The sequence below is a fragment of the Methylocystis sp. genome, assembly GCF_051061285.1.
GTDB lineage: Bacteria > Pseudomonadota > Alphaproteobacteria > Rhizobiales > Beijerinckiaceae > Methylocystis.
This window is the reverse complement of the sequence record NZ_JBPFEA010000015.1, coordinates 1-20,830: the sequence shown is the minus strand read 5'-3', so window position 1 is coordinate 20,830 and position 20,830 is coordinate 1. Positions and strand designations below refer to the sequence as shown.

Below are 20,830 nucleotides of genomic sequence, written 5' to 3'. Positions count from 1 at the left end.
GGAGGCTGAGGGGATATGGCCGATCGCGTCGTTACGCTTAACGCCGGGTCTTCCTCGGTGAAATTCGCCCTGTTCGCGGCGGACGCCGACTGGCCGCGGCTGATCGTTTCTGGCGCGGTCGAAGGGCTCGGCGCGAAGCCGCGCTTTCGCGCGGCCATTGTCGATGGAGACGCAAGCGACAGGCGGCTCGCCGCCAAGCTCACTCACAAGCAGGCGATTGCAACGATCTTCGAATGGATCGAAGACGCTTACCCGGCGGCGGCGGTAAGCGCGATCGGGCACCGGGTCGTGCATGGCGGGCTGAGCTTCGCCGCGCCGATTATTGTCGATGCGGAAGCCATCGCGGTACTGCGCGAATTGATCCCGCTGGCGCCGCTGCATCAGCCGCATAACCTTGCCGGGATCGAGGGCGCCAGGGAAGCCTTTCCGCATGTGCCGCAGGTCGCGTGTTTCGATACGGCTTTCCACCGCGGACACGCCTTCGTCGACGACGCCTATGCGCTTCCCTATTCCTACTACGAGCGTGGGTTACGCCGTTTCGGATTTCATGGGTTGTCGTATGAATATATCTCCCGGCGCCTCCGCACGATTGATCCGATCCACGCCGAGGGCGGCGTCATCGTCGCGCATCTTGGCAATGGCGCGTCGCTGTGCGCGATGAAAGGCGGGCGTTCGATCGCCACCAGCATGGGCTTTTCGGCGCTGGAAGGCCTGCCCATGGGCACCCGCTGCGGACAGATCGATCCTGGACTGCTGCTTTATTTGCTCCAGAGCGACGCGATGACTCCCCAGGAGCTGTCGCATCTTCTTTATGAGCGCTCGGGTCTTCTTGGCCTCTCCGGCGTCTCGCACGACATGCGCACGCTCGAGGCGTCCCAAGAAGCCCGCGCCCAAGCCGCGATCGCCTATTTCATTCATCGCATCAAAATGGAGATCGCGGCGCTCGCGGCGGCGATCGGCGGATTCGACGCGCTCGTATTTACGGCCGGAATTGGAGAGAATTCGCCGCGCGTGCGGGCCGGCGTGGTCGAGGGACTCGGCTGGCTGGGGCTGACGCTCGACACGGCGGCCAATGCGCGCAACGACCGGGTCATTTCGGCGCCCCAATCGCGCATCCCTGTGTTCGTGACGCCGACCGACGAGGAAGCGATGATTGCGCGCCACACGATTGAAGCGGCAGGATTGATGGTTGCGGCCAGGTGATTGCGACTCGGCGCGCGGCGGTCGCTGCGCCAAGAGCAAATGGAATCGCTCTGGCTCTAAGAGAATAGCGCCGCTGACGATAGCGATGATGAATCATTGAACGACGACCAGATCGGCTAAGGCTAAGTTGGACGCCGGAAAAACCACGCTTTAGCGGCTTCCGTCGCGGCGATGTAGCCAATGACGATCGCGCAGATCGCGCCGAGCAAAGAGACCGAAAGAGGGGCGAATCCGAAAAGAGCGCTCAATTTTCCGAGAAAGGGCGTTGCAAACGCCAAGACGCTCACGACGATTGTCGAGGACAGGAGCAGCGCGCTTGGCCGGCTGTTCAATGAAAACTTATGGGTGCGGAGCACAAGCACGACGGCAAGCTCGGTGAGCAGCGAGGTGACGAACCAGGATGTTTGAAAGATCGGTTCCTCTGCGTGAAAAAACTGCAGCAGCACAATGAATGTTATGACATCGAAGATCGAGCTGATCAGACCGAACACGATCATGAAACGTTGGATGTTCGCGATGCTCCAGCGCTGAGGCAGCGTCAGGATGTCGGCGTCGACGTTATCCGTCGAGATCGCGATAGACGGCAAATCCGAAAGAAAGTTGTTGAGAAGCACTTGCTTTGCGGCGAGTGGGAGGAACGGCAAGAAGGGCGTCGCCAGCGCCATGCTGACCATGTTGCCGAAGTTGGCGCTCGTCGTGATGGAAATATACTTGAGCGTATTGGCGAAAGTGCGCCGCCCGTCTTCAACCCCGATGCGCAAAACGCCGAGATCGCGGTCGAGCAGGATGATGTCCGCGCTCTCTCGCGCCACATCGACAGCGCCCTCGACGGAAATGCCGACGTCGGCGGCGTTTAGCGCGGGCGCGTCGTTGACGCCGTCGCCCAGATAGCCCACGGCATGGCCGGCATGTTGCAGAGCGCGAACGATCTGCTCCTTTTGCTGGGGATCGATCTCCACAAACAGATCGACGTTTGGCGCGCGATGCCAGAGAGCCTCGGCGGTGAGCGACGCCAGTTGATCGCCGGTCAACATCGATTTTGGATCGAGGCCGATGGATTGCGCCAGATGCGCCGCGACGTAGCGATTGTCGCCGGTAATGACTTTGATGCGAACGCCAAGCGCCGCAAGATCGCCGATTGTTGATTGGGCGTCGGCTTTGGGCGGATCGTAGAAAACAAGGAATCCCCGGAACGTCATGTCCGTTTCATCGCTATGCGCATAGGCGGCGCGCGCGGGAACGCGACGCGTCGCGACAGCGAGCACGCGAAAGCCTTCGGCGCTCCTCTCCTTGAAGATTCTCTCCAGCGCGTCGCGCCGCACGGCGTCCAGCGGTTGTTCTGCGCCTCCGATGTCCAGCGTCACGCATATGGCGAGCACATTCGCGAAAGCGCCCTTGGTGACGATGAGATGTTCTGCGGCGTTCGCGGCGTCGAACACCACGACCGTGAGTCTGCGCCGTATGAAATCGTAGGGAATTTCATCGACTTTCGAAAAGCCCGCAGTGCTCAATCCAGCGCTTTCGGCCGCCGCGATAATCGCGGCGTCGAGCGGATTTTCGATGCCTGTCTCGAAAGCGGCGTTGAGATTGGCGAGTCGGCGAACCTCGTCCGAACTTTGGCCTGCAGGATCTAGCGCTTCGCGAAGGACAATGGCGCCTTCCGTCAGCGTGCCGGTCTTGTCGGTGCATAGAACATCCATGCTGCCGAGATTTTCGATCGCGTCGAGACGGCGAACGATCACGCCGCGCCTGCTCATCGCGCGGGCGCCGGCGGAAAGCGTCACGGTGATGATCGCCGGCAGCAATTCCGGCGAAAGCCCGACCGCCAAAGCGACGGCAAAGGAGAGAGACTCAAGCGCGGGCCGGCGAAGCAACAGATTCACCGCCAAAACGAAAAGAACGATGAGCACCATGACCCGGATGAGCAAATAGCCGAACTGTCTTACGCCGCGCGCGAAATCCGTTTCTGGCGGCCGTCCCGCCAGTCGCGCTGCGATCGCGCCGAATTCGGTTCCGCGGCCGGTTCGCACCGCCAGCACCTTCGCCGTTCCGCTGCGCACCGACGCGCCGAGAAACACGGCGTTGGTTCGCGCCGCGAGCGGCGCGTCGGCCCGCACGACGCCCGGGCGCTTTTCAACAGGGAAGGATTCCCCTGTCATACTTGCTTCGCTAACAAGAAAGTCCGCGGCCTCAAGCACCAGCCCATCGGCGGGAATGAGATTGCCTGCCGACAGCAGGAGGACGTCTCCAGGAACGACGGACGCGAAGGGCGCCGAGCGTTCGACGCCGTCTCGAACGACTCGAACCATGAGCGCCAGGCGGCGCTTGAGCTCCTGAACCGCCTGAGACGCCCGATATTCCTGAAAGAACCCAAGCAGCGAACTGCCGAGAACGATCGCCAGAATGATCGCGGCGTCGACCCATTCGCGCAATATGAGCGAGATCGCCGCGGCGAAAACCAGAATCAGGACAAGCGGGCTTTCGAACTGCCGCAGCAACAGACGAAGCGCGCTGAGGGGAGCGGCGTCCTCAACGGCGTTGGCGCCAACTTCTCGCAGCAATGCGGCCGCGTGTTCAGACGACAGCCCTGTCGGTCCAGAGCCGAGCGCGGCCATCAGCGTTGAGGCCTCTTGGCTCCAATAGGCGGGCGGGTCGCCGACCTGGTCCATCTCGATCTCTCCCGTGTTGGGCGCATGCGGCGGCGCTCGCGAGAATGAATTTCAACGACAGAAGCGACGGCGGCAAGAACAAGCGCAATTGCTGTTGCAGAAAAGGCACATCCGTCGCGAAACGGCGTAAACGCGCGGTCGAAGCGAAAGGTTCGAATTGCGAAACGCCTCTCGCCTTGCTCATTTGCCCTCATTCTGGAGTTCTTCACGGCGAGGACAATGATGGTCCATAAATTCTTGACAGGCGCTGTTATGGCGCTGGCGTTCGCAACGGGATCGGCGATCGCCGCGGATTTGCCCTCCCTCAAGGCGCCGCCGGCCTATCTTCCGCCCCCGCCGCCGGCGTGGACCGGTTTCCACGCCGGTTTGAATGCGGGCGGCGCATGGAACGCAAGCACGGGGACCAATTTCGCTTCGGCGCCCTTTCTCATCAATGGCGCCGACAATGTCCCGTGGGCGGCGGCTGCAGCCATCGCTGGAACGGGCAGCGTCTCGACGAATGGCGCCGGCTTCATTGGCGGCGGCCAACTCGGCTATGATCTGCAATTCAACGGCGCGTTTCTCGCTGGAATAGAAGCAGACATCCAGGGCGTCGCCGGCTCGAACGGCGCCGCCGCGGTCGTGACGCCCGCGCCCGCGCCAGCGCCGGGTCTCAACCTGCTGACGAGCGTTGCGAGCGGCAAGTCCCTCGATTTTCTCGGCACGGTGCGCGGTCGGCTCGGCTATCTCGTAACGCCGACACTGCTTGCTTATGCGACGGGCGGACTGGCTTACGGCCAGGCGACGTCCACGACGAGTTATTTGCAACACGTGCCGAATGATTTCTCCGGCTTTTTGTTGCTCGGCGCCAGTCAGGGACGATTTTCGCAGACGCGGGTCGGCTGGACGGTCGGCGGCGGACTGGAATGGATGTTTTGGCCGCAATGGAGCGCCAAGATCGAATATCTCTTTTACGATCTCGGCGCCGCCGCCTATCCCGTCGCGATCACCACCGATTGGCAGTCGACAAATCTATTGCTCGCCAACGCCACTCAAGCGCGCACGCGCTTCGACGGTCACGTCGTCCGCGTCGGTCTGAACTATCATTTCAACTGGGGCGTCGTTCCGGTCGTCGCGAAATATTGATTCGCCCGAAAGGGACGCCAGCAGAGGGGCCGCGTCAAAATGCTCACCTCCATCGCCGGTCGGTCGGTCATCGTCACCGGCGGCAGCCGAGGCATCGGCCGTGGCGTCGCGCGCGTTTTTGCAGCCAAGGGCGCGCAGGTGCTGGTGGTTGGCCGTGACCTCGCGCAGGCCGAGGCGACGGCGGCGGCGATTCGGGCGGAAGGGGGACGCGCCAGCGGGTTCGCCGCCGATGTCGGCAATCCCGGCGATGTCGAGCGGATGGCGGCCGCGGCGCTCGAGCGGCACGGCGGCGTCGACATTCTCTGCGCCAACGCCGGCGTCTTTCCGGCTGCCCGTCTGATGGAGATGACGCTGGAGCAATGGAACGAGGTGTTGTCCACCAACCTTGCCGGCGCCTTTCTGAGCGTGCGGGCCTGCGTGCCTGCGCTGGCGCGCAGCGGTCGGGGGCGGATCGTGCTCACCTCCTCCATCACTGGCCCGATCACCGGCTATCCCGGCTGGACGCATTACGCGGCGAGCAAGGCGGGACAACTCGGCTTCATGCGCACGGCGGCGCTGGAACTGACGCCGCTCGGGATCACCATCAACGCCGTTCTGCCGGGCAATGTGCGCACCGAAGGACTCGACGCGCTCGGTGAAGACTATTTGGCGCAGATGACGGCCTCGATCCCACAACGCCGGCTCGGGCGCGTCGAGGACATCGCCTACGCCGCATTGTTTTTCGCCAGCGACGAAGCCGGCTACATCACCGGCCAGACGCTGGTGATCGATGGCGGGCAGGTGTTGCCTGAGTCGCTGACGGCGCTGCAGGAGATGGGGCAGTGAGCGGCTTTGGCCGCAACGCGTCGCAGACTTGGTTGAGTTGATCGAAAGGCCATACCAAATACGCTGACAGCTATGCTGACAGGGCGGTTTGGGAGACGAGGGATCCGGGTCGTCGCAAGAGAAGGCCCTGACCGTCGATGCATTGCGGGGTAGCTCCGCGCGTTACTTTATGCGTGCTCGCCGCAGAGGAGTGCGGCAACGATCAACGGCCTCCAGCGCAAGCGCCTGTCCAATGGCGGATGCCGCGCGCGGCTTCGACTGCGCTATTGGTCTGGAAACAATTGCCGACGTGGTGCATGGCGGCGCCTGCATCCATCTCTGAGGGCGCCAGGGCGTAATACTCGGTATAGCGGGCTTGCGCTCGCGCCGCCCGGCTTGCGGCCGCAGCCGGCGCAATCGAGGCGCTGAGAACGGCGACGATTGTAAAGGCCAGGGTCGCTGGCCAGAGGAGACCGCTTTTGTCCATTTCATTCCCCTGCATCGATGGAAGCCTGCCGCCTCCGTGATCAATGTGAGCCTACTGAATCAGCAGACTGCATAATAATTATTCACACGCTTCTGCTGAGCTAAAGGGCCACGCGGGAAGAAAATGGTGGAGCCAGTGCTGGCGGGATAGGACGTCCAGCGACGCAGGAATGGAGAAAGCCTCGTAGTGACAGACAATTGACGAGGAGATGGCGCGTCGATATTGGGAGCGTTTCGCCGCCCGTCAGCGCTCGCGCGATAAATGATCGATCTTCAAGGACGCAAGCTCGTTCCGCCCAATTTCGCGGCGCTAGTCGACGCACGCATGCGCTTTTCCGCGCGGCAGGCGTCGCGGAGATCCACGTTGAGGCAGTCGCATATGTCTCTTCAGCGCCCAATCCCGTGCGACCGATCCTGCTCGATTTCGTCAACAATATTCGCGAGAAGATGATCGAGCAGGGCTTCGCTGGCAGCGCGGCGCTTGAGAGCGACATCGCCGCGCGCGAGCGCTGTCCACTCCCGAGTTGCTGGCGACAATCACTGCTTTTCTATCAGCTGTCGGGACGCGTTCCGCAATAGTGCTGGTTGCAGAACGAGCGGGTCGGGGCCAGGCTGCGGCGCCAACGCAGGGGCCTTATTTTTGATTGACGCTCCGACCTTCGCCAAGCAACACTCTTGAATATTGGGGCGGAGGCGTTGTCTTGAGGCTTTTAAATGCGCGCAAGTTGCGACTCGACGCGGTTTCGCGGCTTATCCTCTTCGCCCTTTTGTTTTCTGCCATACCTGTTGGAAGCGCCGCTGCGGCCGGAGCGGCGGAAAGCTACAGAGGCCATGATCCCGACTCCTACGAGTGCAGTGAGGACTTCAACATCCTGAACAGATTTTCCGCGCCCCGGCGCGCTTCGTTGCTGCGCTCGACAAAATACGCGGACATTAAGTTCACCTTGGAAGGCAACGTCATCGCGGTTAAGCGATGTGTCCAATTCAAAGGATTTTGTGTTTATAACCGTCGACGAAAACACGAAATATTGTGCCTACAAAGAAGTAGAATTGTATGATCGTGGAAAAGAATATAAGCCGAAATATGATCACGCTGTGGAATGTGCAATCAAGTATTTCGTTTTCCGTATGAAGATTGTAATAAACCAGGAATTACCCGTTATACCGTTTTCTTTGCCTCGCCCGCCGAATTACAGCTGGGATGAAGAAAAAATGGATCATTTTGACAGAATGGATCATTTTATTGATATCAATGTATACCGCGCAGTTGATAGCAAAAAGAAGAATTCTTCGGCGCGCTGCAATGAAGTCGGTGAAAGCCCGGACGGGCGTTTCTTTATTATCAGTACTCTCGGTTTGATGACAAGCAATAAATCAACCGTCAATATAATTCAAGAATTGCCTGAAAAACTTCTAAATGGTGAACACTATTCTAGAACTAGGCTTGGCGATGTCTTGAAGGAGCGGCCGGAGTCTTCCGGGCCGTAGTAGGAGGTCAATCACTCCAGCGCCCCGCGGCCAAAGCTTGATTTAGGCAAAATGCGCGTGCGCCGCGCCTTGCTTTGCTCGACGATCGTGAGCCGATGCAGTCATGAACGGCTTTTCCGGAGCCTAATGACCCGCGGCGCAATGAGGACCAGCAGTGTTCCGATGCCGAGCCAAAATAGAAATCCAAGCATGAATGTTAATGCTTCGACGATGCATTCGTCCGCGAATACATCGCAAATAAGTCGTTTGGATTCTCTCGTTAGCTCGGCTATCCGTTTTGGTGGGAGTTCGCGTTGCAGACGATCCTTCAACGCAGATGCATTTGCCGACAATTCATCACGAAGTTTTATTTGATTGGCTTCTAAATTTGGTGCTCAAGATCGCTGCTCCAAAGAGGCCATTGGAGGTATTTCATGGCGAAAGGCAGAATAAACAAAACGAACGTTGATCGGTTGGCGTGTCCAGCGGACATGTCGATGGAGGTGCTTTGGGACGACGCTCTGCGTGGCTTTGGCGTCATCGCATTACCATCGGGTCGCAAAACCTTCGTCGTGCAATGCAAGCGAAATGGCCGCTCTCAGAAAGTTAAGATTGGTCTCTTCGGGCCGATGGCGCCGGAGCAAGCGCGCACCCAGGCGCTGAATCTGCTGGGGGCGATCGAATCTGGTGCTGACCCTGTCGCTGAGCGTCGCGCCGCACGTATGGTTCTCACGCTTTGGCCGAACGTGATGGCACAAGCTGACAGGGGATCGAAATGGCCCGCCCGACGCACTCGCTCTCGCGATGAGTTTTTCCGCTGGCGGGCACAGGCGTCTCTGCGGAAGGAGCCTTGTGTCCGTCCTCGCTCGACCAGGCCTCGATTAGGTCCGCTCCGTCGTAAAGTTCGACCCGGTGATTGTCGGTGGAATTTTTATAGCGCGCCACAACGCCGCCGAAATTGCTGCGCGCCCGGCTGGCGTCGCGATCTCGTAACGTTCCGAGTTGTTTCGCGCCTTTCCAGACGACGATGTTGAAACGTGGTTCACTCGATCGATTGGCATTCATTTTTGTAGCCCCGATTTCGAATCGCCTATGTCAATGCTTGCATGGCCCGCCGGTTATGACGATGGGGACTCGGCAGCTTCCTTGGCGCGCCATCACAACCCGCCACGCTCACCGCTCACCTGATTGACTATCACATGCACTCACCCGCGCCTTCGCTGAGTATGACCTTGATATAATTGCGTTTACGCGCCATCTCGCGTTCCTGTCTCGCCGACGGCGAAACGATCAGTCGTCAGACGTAATGTAATTTCAACTCCTCTAAACCGTTCCTGCTTAGGCGGATGACGAAGAAAAGCTTATCGAAGGTTTCAAAAGCGACGACGCAACTGGCTTTTGGCAGCGTCACGCAATTTCGCAAAACCTCGATCGCTCGCGATGAATCTCTCCAGCATTGGCGCAATGAGTTGGTTTGTCTCGACCGGCTTTCCCATTTCCCTAGCGAGAATCTCCGCATATGCGACCAAGTTGCGATGAAGCGCGGGTGGCAGGGAGACAGCGAGTTTTACGGGCTTGTCGTCGTCTATTGAGGCGAGTTTCAGCTTGGTCATGGATTAGCTCGCTTTGTAGTAATAGTTGCGCGCTCTTGGTACGGCGCGAGGACCAGGTCGCGCGTGACGACCCCCCGCACTGGAAAACCCGGCCTGATGGTCAGCGTCGGCTGCATATTGAGGTTGCGGCCGACGATCTGCTGGCCGGTTTGATTAAGGCTTTGCGCGCCGCCGCGGCGCAGCGCCTGGATCAGTGCGCTTTCCTCGCCTGTGGTTCCAAGCTGCGTTCCAACGCCGAAAATTGTCGACAGCGCCGCAGCGCCAGCGAGACGCGGCCAATGATGATCAACTTCGTAACGCGAAGCCGATTGTTCGAGCCGGTCGCGGCTCATGGTTCTGCGGTCGGCCGGCGCATTTACGAAGGCAAGTTTGCGATCCTGCATATTCTGAATCGCGCCAGGATCGATGGGCGCTGGCTCCGTGGTGGTGAAGGGCGCGCTTTGAAATTGGGACTCGCCGTCGTCGGTTTGACCTTGATGTGGGTCTTCCTCGATGCGCCCACGCCGCTTTCCGTATCGCCGATGATCCAGCGCACCGTGTGGCCGGCGGCGACGGGGCCAGAGCCGACAAGCTGCTCGCCCTCCTGGAGTGGGATATCGGTGATCGCTCCGGACGACGCATAGACCTGATAGAGCGCGCCTTCGGTGAATGGATAGATCTGGACCGCGTTGATATAGCCGGCGCATCGGGGCTGCACCCGTGCCACGGCGTTCGCCTGCGCCACCCTAACTTTGGGATCGGGCGCTTCCGGCGTCTCCTTGAACTGCAGATCGATAAACTCGGCGAAGCGCAGGCCGTCGCCTGTGATCGCCGACTACCGGCCAACCGACGCGCAGATCGCCTGGCATCTCGCGCGCTGCATCGAAAATGTCCGCGCCATTCCAGCGGATCCGATCATCGTCCGCCACGACCCAGGGAACGATAGAGCCGCGCGCGCTTTGCCAGACGAGCGCTGATGCTAGTCCTCCAGCGAGGATCAGATTACAGATCGCAATAGGTCGCCAGTTCTTGGCCTGTACGCGCGCCGAGCCGATGCGCTCGTCCCAGACCTGCGCGGCCTTCTGGTAAGGGGTGAGGCTGTACGACAATGCTCGTGCGGAGCTTCCCGCGCCCGATACTGTAACAGCACCGCGGGAAAGGGCTCGGCCGGGAAACCCAGCGAAGGCTTTCAACCCGTAGATGAAGCGAACGCCGGATGCTGACGCGCTTTGGACATTACGGCATAAATTATGGAATGCGCTGCAAAGTCACCGTCGCTGTGCCGGTATTGTTTGTATAAAAGCCTTGTGGCGTCTTACCCCAAGGGAAGAAGGTGACATCATTGACGAACAGAAAGAGTTCGCCCGTCTCTTCTGCCACGAAGTCGGACTGGACCGTTCGCCTCGGGTACGTTGACCGACACTCCACGCCGCGAAAACGAGAGACGCGCGTTTCCCAAGCTGCGGTAGCCAATCCGAGTTCCTCCCTCGGCAGCGGATCGCCAAGTGCGAGCCGGGCTGCCAAATCGAAGCACGCCTTCGGATTGGGCTGCGAACTGCAATATTCCTTGTGTTCTTTCGTCTCGCTATAGCGGCGAGGCAGGGCCGTACATTTCCCTTCGCGCGAAGAAAGCGGCAGATCATGTGTGGTTGGAATGAGCGGCCATTCGACGGCGCCCTTGGCGCCGATACGTGCAATAGGCTGGAACCACGCTGAGAAGGGCCAACGGCGAAACACCGCCGCCGCTGTAAAAAGGAAGCCAAAGCTGTCGAAGCCCTTCACATCGGTCATAATCAATTGATCGAACCAGGGTTCATCACCGTTCTTGGCGTTGATGTCGAGCGTAAGGCGATAAGCCGCACCGCGCTCGACCACAAAGCCGCTGGCCCAACAGGGATTGTTGGCGGCAAAGCCATCCGGTTGCTGTTTGGAATAGCCGGGCTTGCTTCCGCTCCCGCCCGGCTCAATCCACGCGAGCTTGCCCTTTTCGGTTCCCCAGCAAACCAAACCGCCGCCCACTAGGCCGTTGAACCAAAGGCGGCTCACCAAAGCAAGCGCAAGACCAAATAGCAGTACGGAATAGATGAGTGGCAGCGCCCATTCTTTGGACTGCCGATGGATCCATGCCGAAATAGGACTGATACGCATATGACGCGCAAAACTGTTCAGCCACGCGCGGGAGGGAGCGCCGCCAGTAACCCACGCTTGACGCGCCAGATCGTGGATCGTTCCTGTCAGTACGTCGCTTCGGCGCTTCAACCACCATATTGAGCCGATAAGCAGCGCACCGATTAAAGGATGCCCCAGGATCGCCCGCACGAACGGCTGAATATAAGCGGGAGTGATCGATAGCACAGGCTCGCCGAAGCCTTTCACAACATTGCCTACCGGACCGGAAACGTTGTCGATTTGGTCGGTCGATTGCGAGTTGACCGCGCCAAACAGCTCCTTTGCGCCGTCCTCTAGCCATGCGCCCGTGAACGGGAGCGACACCAGCAACACCAGAAGGCCCACAAGAGCAAAATAGTTGACACGCCGCCGCCAAACGAAATCCAAGGCGTCATTAAGCAGAGCGCGATTGGGCGCAGGTAAGGCCTTAACGTCAGCGAGAGCTTTGGTCTGCCGCTTAGCGAGCAGTGTCGAATTGATCGGGGGCAGAGCAGCCGCGGGTGGACGAACTGCGCTCCAGCCGGCAGCCGCATATGCGAATAGCGAGCGGTCGGGCAATAAAATATTGGCGTTGCTCGGTAAGACGACCGGCGCATACGCGCAACTAGGTGCGATCATTCGTTCAACTACGGAATGATGAACGATGGTCGGACCGTACGTCATAATTGTTGGCGCCTCGATTGTACGAGGGTCATAACGGTATAGAACTGCCGCTCCGGAACGAGAATCATGCAACGGCGCGAAGAACGAGGCCGCATTGCGAAAATCGTCGAGCGCCCCGGCTTTCAGAATTGGTCCTTGTCCCCCCGGGTTGGCGGGCGCGAGGCGTTGCACTTCTTCGAGCATCCACACCAGCGGGGCGTAAGCCACCGCGTCGTCGGGATATCCGCCGCCGACGTCCGAATGGACGCCAGAGAACCAAACCTCTTCGATGCGGGAAACGCTACGCGGCTGCGTGCTTTGATCGATGCGGATCGGATGGAACGACGTCCGCTCGTCGTCCAGTGAAAGCGCGTGCCGGACGAACTGCACCGCCGGTGAAATCTGGTGATCATCACCAAAGGAGATTGGGGTCACGAATGTATTGATCGCTGCTCGTAACTCCTCGATTGGCACCCCATAGGCTTCGACCGTGTCGAATAGGCCTGCAAAGGTTATTGCGACATGCGCTCCTTTGGGCGGCTGCACGCTTTTCCGACCAAGTCTGCGCAGCCACACCCAGATGTTTTTCAGGCGCGAGTCGTCATTTTTTTTGTAGGATTTCCACGCGGCCAGCGCGTTGCGGTGCATTTGCTCGGTGGTCGTAGGGACGGAGCGGAGTCTTCCGGGTTGCAGTCCTTCTTTGTAGATCAAATCAATCAGCAAGCGGATCGTGAAGGCCCCACGACTGAAACCAAACATGTAGATTTCATCGCCGGGCGACCAATTCCAGCTCAAGAAGTGATACAGCTTGAGCACGTTTCCCGGCACGCCGATTCCAGTTGCGCCGTCGAACATCGCCCAGGGCTTAAACTCTGACGTGCCGACCCCAGGAATATAAAGAGAGATCTGATCTGCTGCGGAGGGATCGAGCGACTGATAAATCCGCCACACGTTGGATTCTTGCGTCGTGATGGCGTTGCCGGTACCGTCTGCAAAAAGCAATATCTTCATCAAGGTTGACCATTCGACGAAAATTAAACCGCGACAGTTCCCTATATCGAGGGCGGCGATCAGTCTTTTTTCGTCTTTTCCCGGCGCAATGACAAGTGGAATTATATAACGTGTTGTGAAGGCGAACGGTGTTGAGCCATGCCGTCAGCGCTTAGTCGAGGAAGGCCGTCGCGCCCCCATTTAGATGGGCTTGTCGCCACCAGGAACGCAGCAAGCGTTTTTAAATTTATGAGGGCATATCTGCCCAAGACCGCAACGGCCCAGCGGTCAGTTGGCGACGCACATGTTATTCCTTCGCTGCCGCCAAAGCGGCCTCGAGCAACACCCGCCATGCCTAATCACTGGACGAACGGCCAAGTTGAAAAAATCATCCGAACGGCCATAGCGCTTTGGCGCGATGCATAGACGGTCCATCTACGGTCCGTTTCTGGGGCTGAGCTGACTCTCAGACACCAAACCTTTTTAGGCTTCGATCAATCACCTCAGTCATTGGCGCCCGGTTGGTGCAAGCAATGCGGAAGCGGCTAAACCGCGTTGAGCTGCGCAATCTAAAGCGCTCCCTCGAGATTTGGGTTTGCGAGCGCGGCGGAAATGTTCGTGTCGCAACTGAAGCAGCGTTAGCCGATTTCCGCGCATCCTCACCAATTTGCATGATCACAACCGCGCTGAGCGAACTAAGATGTGTCAGTGGCTCACGAGCGGCGTGAAAATGAGAGGACGAGGGATCGTGACGCAGGTCGCAGTAAGCATGAAAACGATCGACCTCCGGAAGGCCGAACTGCGGCCAGTCGCGGGCGACGACATCAAGACGCTGCAGGCGTTACTTAATCTCTTCCTCACCGCTGGCGATGTCGGAGAGGATGGCAGTCCGATTCCGCCCCTGATTCTGGACGGGACAGCCGGCGCGAATACCAAGCAGGCGCTGCTCGCCTTCCAAACGGCGGCCCATCTCGCCACGGACGCCATCGTGGGCCAGCTGACTTGGAGGAAGCTCATCGAGCAGGACTTCTAAACGTGAGCGACCGATGAACGAGGGGAAACTCGACATGCCGGCGACGACCAAGTTAGGCGATACCGGAGATGACGTGAAGCGACTTCAACGAGTCTTCGCGCGCAACAAGGTCTTGGGACCAGACGAGGTCGACGGGGTCTTCGGACCGCGCACGGAACAGGCGGTGAGGGATTTCCAGCAATCGAACGGGCTGGCGGTAGACGGCGTCGTCGGGCCGATCACATGGAGCCACGTGCACCCGTATCGCGAGGCGTCGCCGACGCTTCAGGCCGGGTCCCTAGGGCCGGTGGTGGCCATGCTGCAACGCGTGCTCAAGACGGGCTTTGGTTACGCCGGCGCGATCGACGGCATGTTCGGCCCCACGACCGACAACGTCGTCCGTCAATACCAGACTAACGCCGGTCTCCCCGTCACGGGCGTGATGGACGAACGGACATGGATGGCTCCCGCGGGCGCCGCCGGAGCAACGCTCGAGAGCCTCTCTGGTCTTATCCTTTAACCCGCTCATGTCGCGATTCGGAGCGCGGGCTGCGTCGACCGCCACCGTCATCTTCAAGCAGGGCTCTAATTTTTGTTCCATTAATATTGCGGGGAGGCGTAAATGTCTGGCAACATCAGCCCTTGGCCGGTGGTCAAAATCGGCTCAAGCGAACATCCCATCAAAACGCTGCAATATCTGCTGCGGGCGCGCGGACATAGCGCTGTCGCTGACGGCGTGTTCGGTCCGAAGACCGAAGCTGCGGTAAAGGCATTTCAAGCAAGCCAGGGGTTAACGGCGGATGGGATCGTCGGGCCGATTACTTGGGCGGCTCTTGTCGTGCAGGTCAAAAAAGGAAGCCAAGGCGACGCGGTTAGGGGAGTGCAGGAAGAGTTTCAGTTTCGCAACCTGTCTGGCGATCCAAGCAAAGGACCGCAAGTCGATGGGATCTTCGGACCGGTCACAGACGCGGCGGTGCGTGGTTTTCAGCAAGCCCTTTCGCTCGACATCGCTTCCGTGAAAGTGGACGGAATTGTCGGTCCCGTTACCTGGCAGGCTCTGGTGAGCGGCATGCTTTCTTTTTAGCGTCGGCTTCAAGGCGGTCCGGAGGCCAACCGGGCTCACGTTTTTTGACAGGACGGCACGCCATGGCGGAACCGATATTGAAGAAAGGATCTAGTGATCCCGCCGTGCGGGATCTGCAAGAGGCCCTTAAGGCTCTCGGATACGATGTCGGCTCCGTTGATGGAGTCTTCGGGGCGAAAACTGAGAGCGCCGTTAAGAAGTTTCAGCAGGCGCGGGAGATCGCGGTTGATGGCGTGGTTGGCCGAATTACGTGGATCAACATTGACGAAGCGGATCAAAGCCATCCGGTGCTGAAGGTCGGCTCGATTGGCCTACCCGTTCGTCGTTTGCAGAGCCGTATGAGCGCAGTCGGTTTCAACACAGGCGGAGTCGACGGGCGCTTCGGGGCCAAGACGGAAGCCGCAGTCAAGAAGTTGCAGCAAGACTATCGCCTAAGCATGGACGGCATCGTTGGTCCGCAGACTTGGCAAGTCGTCGACGCCCTAGAGAATGAGGGTGGCGCAAGCTGATCTGATCACGATTTGGCAGCCATTTCGCGTCCTCCAACCCTCACTATCTACCCGGCGCGAGACGCGCCGCCAACCAGGGCAGCTTCGCAGCGCTCTATGTCTTTCGCCCCCAAGGGGAGTCTCAACCCAAGGGGAGTCTCAAACTGGAACCGTCTGCGGCCGTTACACGTTCGTCTAGTAGACCCGATGAAGAGTGGATCCGCCGCGAGCGGCAGCTGCTGGAGGGATTATTATGGCCGTAACGATTCAGGGCGACTGGAGTGTCAAGGTCACACTCAAGAACGCGGCCTTCGACCAGCGCTTCATCGTCTCCGGTAGCATTGTCAGCGACGGCGTCTATCCGGGCACCATAGGTACGCGCATACAGGCGGGCGGCGCCAACTGGATGATCCGGATTCAGAACCGCGCTTCGGCCAGCAACCCCTGGGTCGATTCCGACATGAGACTCGGTCCAGAGACGCCGAGTGGGATCTCGGTCATTAGAGTGGTCGAGTCAAATGACCAGGGCGCCGACCAGGACTTTGACGACCTCGTGCTCGAGCTCCGCAAGAAGCAGAACCCAATCATCTCAATCGTGCAGCGCCCGTTCGCCATTGATCCGCGGTCACTGATCATGAACCCCGACGGGATTTTCTACGGAGGGGGGAGTGCGCAAGTGATGGCGGTGCGCGTGCGAAACACCTGGACGCGCACGATGCCGGCCGACCAGGCGCTCGACATCTCCAACCTCGGCCGGCTCCAGCTCGCCGCTGCGGGCATTCAGGTGGTGGACGCCTGGACGGCGCGCGAGCTGGAATCTTTCGGGCAGACGATGCTCGGGCCGACGCGCATGCCGGTGATCGGGCCGCTCGCGGTAGGCGAGGAGCGCACCGTCTACTTCAAGCTCGACTGCTCCGCAGCGCACGCAAGCGCGCCGGAGGTCGAGTTCATCGCCCGTCGCTCGGTTCCCGAGCCGGACCTGGACGATCCGGCGCGTCTCGCCCGCCGGAAGATCTTCGTCACGAAGGTGGGCTACGATCCCGCGACGCGGGAGGTGACAGCGCGGACGCCCGAGGGAATCTTGCGCCTCCAGCTCAAGCAGATCTCGCTCGACCCGCACCGCTATAACGAAATGCGCGACTGTATCCGAGGCGCGCTCAAAGCAGGTGGCCCACGCGGCGCCCAGGCGCGAGAACTCCGCATCCGCGCGGAGCGGCTGCTGCGCGATCTTCGGGCCGGCCGCTGCGACCCTGCTTGCTGCGGGAGCTGAGCGAGCTCTGCTGCAAATGTGCTGGCGACGACGGTGGGGGCGGCGGCGGCTCGGCCGGGAACAATAGCTGCCCCTTCCCCTGGCTACCGATCCGTTTCTCCTACACGGTGGAAGCGCCGTTTTCGGGGCAATACGGGCCCGTTCCTTTCCAGGACCCCTGGTGGAAGGTCATAGCCTGGATAATCTGCGCGGCGCTCCTCATCGCGGCGGCGATCGTCGACATTTTCGACGAGGCGCACGAGAACGAGGAGATCGTCATCGGAGAGGTCGCCCGCTTCTCCCGGGACAATGTCGATTGCTCGATCGCCTCGCTCTATGGCGTGCGTGGGGTCGAGCTGGGGGTGCTCGATGCGCTGAGCGGAGAGCCGAACACCAACGCGCGAATTGCTGTCGACGGCATCGTGCCGATCGTCCGCGCCGTCGCTCCGGCCTTCGTGGGGATGAAAGTCTATAAGTCGGGAGCCCGCACCGGGCTCACGCACGGCCTCGTCACGAGCATCGTCGCGACGACGAATCAGTGTCGTGGCGAGTTCGAAGACTCGACGGGCACTTGTCATCCCGACCCGGCTACTCCGAACTTGGTCATGACGAACCAGATCCGAGTCGGAACCAGCGCCGACTTTCCCGCCGAGCCGACGACCGACCACGGCGACTCCGGCTCGCTCTGGCTGAGCGACGAGCCGGCGACACGCGACCAGGTCGTCGGTCTCACCCATTCCGGGCGGATCGGCTCCTCGGACGCCAACCCGATCAACGACGTGTTGGCCGCGCTCGATGTGCGCCTAACGCCATGAGGGGGACCCCATGCCTCTGAACCCACGCAATCCCGACGACCTCGACCGTGTTGAACACGTCGCCGCGCGCCTGCGCGATGAATGGGTGGACGACCCGAACGTCGTCGCCATTGGACCTGGTCTGCGGATCGTTGGCCGCCGCGCCGTGCCCGACGAGCTGATCATCACCTTCTTCGTCCGGCGCAAGCTGCCGCCGGAGGAGATCGCGCGGCGGGGGCTGCGAACGGTCCCGGCTGAGGTGGACGGTATCCCCACCGACGTCGAGCCCACCGGCGCGAACGCGCTCTACTCCGGTCTAGAGAAGCGGCGCGAGCGGCGGGACCCGCTGCTGGGCGGGATCGCCATCGGCAACTCGCAGATTCACTTCTGGTACGGGACTCTCGGCGCGATTGTCTTCGACAACGCCACCGGGGAGCCGATGGCGCTGACGAACGAGCATGTCCTGATCAACAGCAACAAGGGACATGTCGGCGATGAGGTGATCCAGCCCGCGCCGCCGCGGATCTCGGACTTCATCGACATCGACTTCACCCCGGACTGTTGTCCTACCGGCGGCATCATCTTCGTCGAATCCCCGGGGCCAATCACCTCGACCCTCACGACGCTCGCGGGGATGGCCGCGATCGTCGGGTGCGCCGACGTGCGCGACCCGACGCGGCGCGGGCAGGACGCCACCGTTCCGGCGCCGGGAGAAGTGACGGTGCGCGAGCGCGTCGACGTCGAGCTGCGCTACCCCGACTTCCCCATCCCGGGGACGCCGCACACGGTCAAAGCCGATTGGCGTTACACGCGCGAGACCACCGGCGCCTCCTATTCGCATGCCGTCGCCGAGGCGAACACCAATGAGCACGTCCTCCTCCTGCAGCGCCTTCAAACCGACCGCAAGGAGTACAAGCGGGGGGAGATCATCCACCTTCTGGCGACACTCGTGGCGCCGAAGGAGCGCGCCTGCAGCTCGCACTACGTCATCTGCTACCTGGTGCCCGGCGCGCCGGGACAGCAGGGCCGATCCCACATGCTGGTGCTGCGTCCGGTGAGTGGGAAGGCGCTGGCGGAAGTGGAGCGCCTCTTCCCCGGCCTGGAGCATCCCGACCGCGCGTGCTTCTACTACGGCCGCATCGGCGTGGAGACGATCGACCCGTTGGGGCCCTGGCGCACCCACCTGTTTGCGCAGACGGTGAACGACGTGCCGGCCGGCATGGACCCCGAGGCCGCCGCGCCGACGATCGGCGGGATCCCGGTCACGCGGAACTTTGAGTTCATCGGCCAGGGGCGGTTGTCTCCGGGCGGCGCCGAGGGATGCATGTTTCGGCCATTCGTTGACGGAGATTACACGGTGACGCCGTGATGAGAGGCTAAGACGATCGACGCGCCGGAAGGAAGTTGAGAGTCTTGTCGAAGCTCCGGGAAGCTACGCATAAAAATGCAACGCATCTGTCGGCTCGTCGCAAAGCTCATTTAGGCGCGAACTCATCCTGTCTATGAGCCGCGCGCCGACGGAACCGGTCAATTTCCACGAATTCTCCTATGTGAGAAACCGCAAAGCCGGATCACGCGCATTGCGGAATTCTTCGGGAGTGGTCCCCTTCTGGCGCATCCATGCCCTTCGCAAAGGCGACAGGATTGACCTGGGCTTTCTCGACTCGACTTCGGGCAAGACCCGTAGGGAGCAAGTCAAAGTTGCTCACGGCGGTTGTCGGCAAGTTTCTCACACCTCGGCTACTGACGCTCTGCCGCCGTCGCCTCGCGTAGGCGGACGGCGTGTGGGGTCGTTTCAACTCGGCGGCAGAGAGATCACGAGCCGAGATATTCTTAGCCGCGCCATCCCAGCTATTCGTCATCACTCTCGCTCGACGACAACTTGAAGCAAGACCGTTTCAGTTAGAGGATTTGCTGTGTTTCCAGCATTTTTTGAGAGGCTTGACAAAACTCTTGCCGTCTTCAGCTGATTGAGGAGATTCAACGCAAGACTCATCCGCCTCTGGTTGCAGCCCGCCTTCTTTCAAGCATCGTTCAACGTACTCTCCAATTGCAACATGCTTTCTTTCGTCCGTTAGAGGCGAATCCGCCAGCGCATAATGAGCCGACATCTGGCAATCCGTAATTAAACGTCCGAGGGCTTCATCCTTTTCGCCACTGCCGCACGCGGATAGGGATATTGCGCTTGACATGAAAACGAAGCCACATATTTGGGCTGGCTTAGGATACATGTCACCCTCCCTTAATTTTCTGCTCGCTGATTTTTCGGAGCAATGGCCGAAGTTACCTTAGAGGGTTGAACACTGCTGCAAGAACTTTGCGCCGCCATTCGGGGTCCCCGAAGCGTCCGCTTTGGCGCCAAGCAGCAGGCGGACCGTCCTTGGCGCGTCGTTCGTGCGCTATGAGCTAATTCCAAGAACTGACTGGCGTTGTAAGTTATTATTGCTTATAGCCACCCTTGCGTATACTAAATAAAACTCACATATCAATTCCGCAATCTTAAACGGGAAGGGCACACAAATCACTATGAGCGATAAGACCACCGATAAGCGTGTCAAATATGGTTTCGGCGAGTTCAGTCTGGGCGACGCGTGGCGCTACTACAATGTGCCGCTGGAGCGCGTCCGCAGCGCCGCCAAAATGTTCGGTCAGCGCCATGGCATGAAGTTCCGGGTCCGGCAGAGCGCCAAAGCGGTGCTGGTGGAGCGGCTGGCGTAAAGACCTCCAAAGCTGGAGACCATCAACGGGCCCGGACCATGCGTCCGGGTTCTTCGTTGCATGCGCCTGCGATAGACAAGCCGCCTTTGGTCTGCCCCCTGAAAAGTGATCCTCCGTGAAGTATGGCTTTGAGCCTATGAGGAGGATTTGAGATGGGCAGGAAACGGCACAAGCCCGAGGAGATTGTCGCGAAGCTTCGTCAGGTCGACGTGCTGACGACGCAAGGGCATTCGGTTGCGGAAGCCATTCGATCGATAGGCGTTACGGAAGTGACGTATTACCGCTGGCGCCAGGAATATGGCGGGCTGAAGAGCGACCAGGTCAAGCGGCTGAAGGAT

Annotated in this window: 19 protein-coding genes and 3 pseudogenes; 15 read left to right on the top strand and 7 right to left on the bottom strand. The window is 60.1% G+C overall.

What is annotated here, in order from left to right; translation table 11 throughout:
* The first annotated feature begins 15 nt into the window (after window positions 1-15).
* Window positions 16-1,203 carry an acetate/propionate family kinase gene (locus ACR65T_RS05215; protein ID WP_434495491.1) on the top strand — a complete coding sequence of 396 codons (1,188 nt, stop codon included), beginning with the start codon at window positions 16-18 and terminating at the stop codon, window positions 1,201-1,203.
* A 122-nt stretch (window positions 1,204-1,325) separates the two neighbouring features.
* Here the strand turns inward: ACR65T_RS05215 and mgtA are convergent, their stop codons facing one another.
* Window positions 1,326-3,872, bottom strand: a complete 2,547-nt coding sequence (mgtA, locus tag ACR65T_RS05210) for a magnesium-translocating P-type ATPase (protein ID WP_434495490.1) — start codon at window positions 3,870-3,872, stop codon at window positions 1,326-1,328.
* Window positions 3,873-4,124: 252 nt separating this feature from the next.
* On the opposite strand from mgtA, the gene ACR65T_RS05205 reads away from it, so the two are divergent.
* From ACR65T_RS05205 to ACR65T_RS05185, 5 genes are all read left to right on the top strand, one after another.
* A complete protein-coding gene (locus ACR65T_RS05205; protein ID WP_434495489.1) occupies window positions 4,125-4,997 on the top strand; it encodes an outer membrane protein in 873 nt (290 codons plus the stop codon).
* Window positions 4,998-5,036: 39 nt separating this feature from the next.
* Window positions 5,037-5,822 (top strand): 3-oxoacyl-ACP reductase FabG, encoded by a 786-nt coding sequence (gene fabG / locus ACR65T_RS05200; RefSeq protein WP_434495488.1) that lies wholly within the window; start codon window positions 5,037-5,039, stop codon window positions 5,820-5,822.
* Window positions 5,823-6,689: 867 nt separating this feature from the next.
* On the top strand, window positions 6,690-6,866 hold the full coding sequence (locus ACR65T_RS05195; protein ID WP_434495487.1) for a hypothetical protein: 177 nt from the start codon (window positions 6,690-6,692) through the stop codon (window positions 6,864-6,866).
* A 417-nt stretch (window positions 6,867-7,283) separates the two neighbouring features.
* Entirely contained in the window at window positions 7,284-7,775 is a 492-nt protein-coding gene (locus ACR65T_RS05190) for a hypothetical protein (protein WP_434495486.1), read from the top strand.
* A gap of 413 nt (window positions 7,776-8,188) precedes the next feature.
* Complete coding sequence (locus ACR65T_RS05185) at window positions 8,189-8,788, top strand: Arm DNA-binding domain-containing protein (RefSeq protein WP_434495485.1); 600 nt, start codon at window positions 8,189-8,191, stop codon at window positions 8,786-8,788.
* Between the two features lie 339 nt (window positions 8,789-9,127).
* Here the strand turns inward: ACR65T_RS05185 and ACR65T_RS05180 are convergent, their stop codons facing one another.
* From ACR65T_RS05180 to ACR65T_RS05160, 5 genes and pseudogenes are all read right to left on the bottom strand, one after another.
* Window positions 9,128-9,367, bottom strand: coding sequence for a DUF2274 domain-containing protein (locus tag ACR65T_RS05180; protein ID WP_434495484.1), 240 nt, complete (start codon window positions 9,365-9,367; stop codon window positions 9,128-9,130).
* Window positions 9,364-9,786: pseudogene (locus tag ACR65T_RS05175) on the bottom strand (TrbI/VirB10 family protein); the annotation flags it as partial. The gene ACR65T_RS05180 and the pseudogene ACR65T_RS05175, both read right to left, overlap by 4 nt.
* Window positions 9,787-9,827: 41 nt before the next feature.
* Window positions 9,828-10,127, bottom strand: a pseudogene (locus ACR65T_RS05170) (TrbG/VirB9 family P-type conjugative transfer protein); the annotation flags it as partial.
* A 133-nt stretch (window positions 10,128-10,260) separates the two neighbouring features.
* Window positions 10,261-10,455 (bottom strand): annotated as a pseudogene (locus tag ACR65T_RS05165) (VirB8/TrbF family protein); the annotation flags it as partial.
* A 139-nt stretch (window positions 10,456-10,594) separates the two neighbouring features.
* Window positions 10,595-13,168, bottom strand: a complete 2,574-nt coding sequence (locus ACR65T_RS05160) for a DUF2235 domain-containing protein (RefSeq protein WP_434495483.1) — start codon at window positions 13,166-13,168, stop codon at window positions 10,595-10,597.
* 727 nt (window positions 13,169-13,895) lie between these two features.
* Between ACR65T_RS05160 and ACR65T_RS05155 the strand changes: the two genes are divergently transcribed.
* From ACR65T_RS05155 to ACR65T_RS05125, 7 genes are all read left to right on the top strand, one after another.
* Complete coding sequence (locus ACR65T_RS05155) at window positions 13,896-14,180, top strand: peptidoglycan-binding domain-containing protein (RefSeq protein ID WP_434495482.1); 285 nt, start codon at window positions 13,896-13,898, stop codon at window positions 14,178-14,180.
* 13 nt (window positions 14,181-14,193) lie between these two features.
* Complete coding sequence (locus tag ACR65T_RS05150) at window positions 14,194-14,679, top strand: peptidoglycan-binding domain-containing protein (protein WP_434495481.1); 486 nt, start codon at window positions 14,194-14,196, stop codon at window positions 14,677-14,679.
* 102 nt (window positions 14,680-14,781) lie between these two features.
* A complete protein-coding gene (locus tag ACR65T_RS05145; protein ID WP_434495480.1) occupies window positions 14,782-15,243 on the top strand; it encodes a peptidoglycan-binding domain-containing protein in 462 nt (153 codons plus the stop codon).
* Between the two features lie 62 nt (window positions 15,244-15,305).
* On the top strand, window positions 15,306-15,752 hold the full coding sequence (locus ACR65T_RS05140) for a peptidoglycan-binding domain-containing protein (protein ID WP_434495479.1): 447 nt from the start codon (window positions 15,306-15,308) through the stop codon (window positions 15,750-15,752).
* 232 nt (window positions 15,753-15,984) lie between these two features.
* Window positions 15,985-17,001, top strand: coding sequence for a hypothetical protein (locus tag ACR65T_RS05135; RefSeq protein WP_434495478.1), 1,017 nt, complete (start codon window positions 15,985-15,987; stop codon window positions 16,999-17,001).
* On the top strand, window positions 16,986-17,795 hold the full coding sequence (locus tag ACR65T_RS05130; RefSeq protein ID WP_434495477.1) for a hypothetical protein: 810 nt from the start codon (window positions 16,986-16,988) through the stop codon (window positions 17,793-17,795). Before ACR65T_RS05135 ends, ACR65T_RS05130 begins: the two co-directional genes overlap by 16 nt.
* A 10-nt stretch (window positions 17,796-17,805) precedes the next feature.
* Window positions 17,806-19,143, top strand: a complete 1,338-nt coding sequence (locus tag ACR65T_RS05125) for a hypothetical protein (protein ID WP_434495476.1) — start codon at window positions 17,806-17,808, stop codon at window positions 19,141-19,143.
* 529 nt (window positions 19,144-19,672) lie between these two features.
* Here ACR65T_RS05125 and ACR65T_RS05120 read toward each other — a convergent pair.
* Window positions 19,673-20,005 carry a hypothetical protein gene (locus ACR65T_RS05120; protein WP_434495475.1) on the bottom strand — a complete coding sequence of 111 codons (333 nt, stop codon included), beginning with the start codon at window positions 20,003-20,005 and terminating at the stop codon, window positions 19,673-19,675.
* 295 nt (window positions 20,006-20,300) lie between these two features.
* Here ACR65T_RS05120 and ACR65T_RS05115 point away from each other — a divergent pair, with 295 nt between their 5' ends.
* Both ACR65T_RS05115 and ACR65T_RS05110 read left to right on the top strand, forming a co-directional pair.
* The gene (locus tag ACR65T_RS05115; RefSeq protein ID WP_434495474.1) at window positions 20,301-20,492 is read left to right on the top strand and encodes a hypothetical protein; all 192 of its coding nucleotides are present in this window, start codon (window positions 20,301-20,303) and stop codon (window positions 20,490-20,492) included.
* Between the two features lie 152 nt (window positions 20,493-20,644).
* Window positions 20,645-20,830: transposase (locus ACR65T_RS05110; RefSeq protein ID WP_434495473.1), on the top strand; the 186-nt coding region annotated here is incomplete at its 3' end.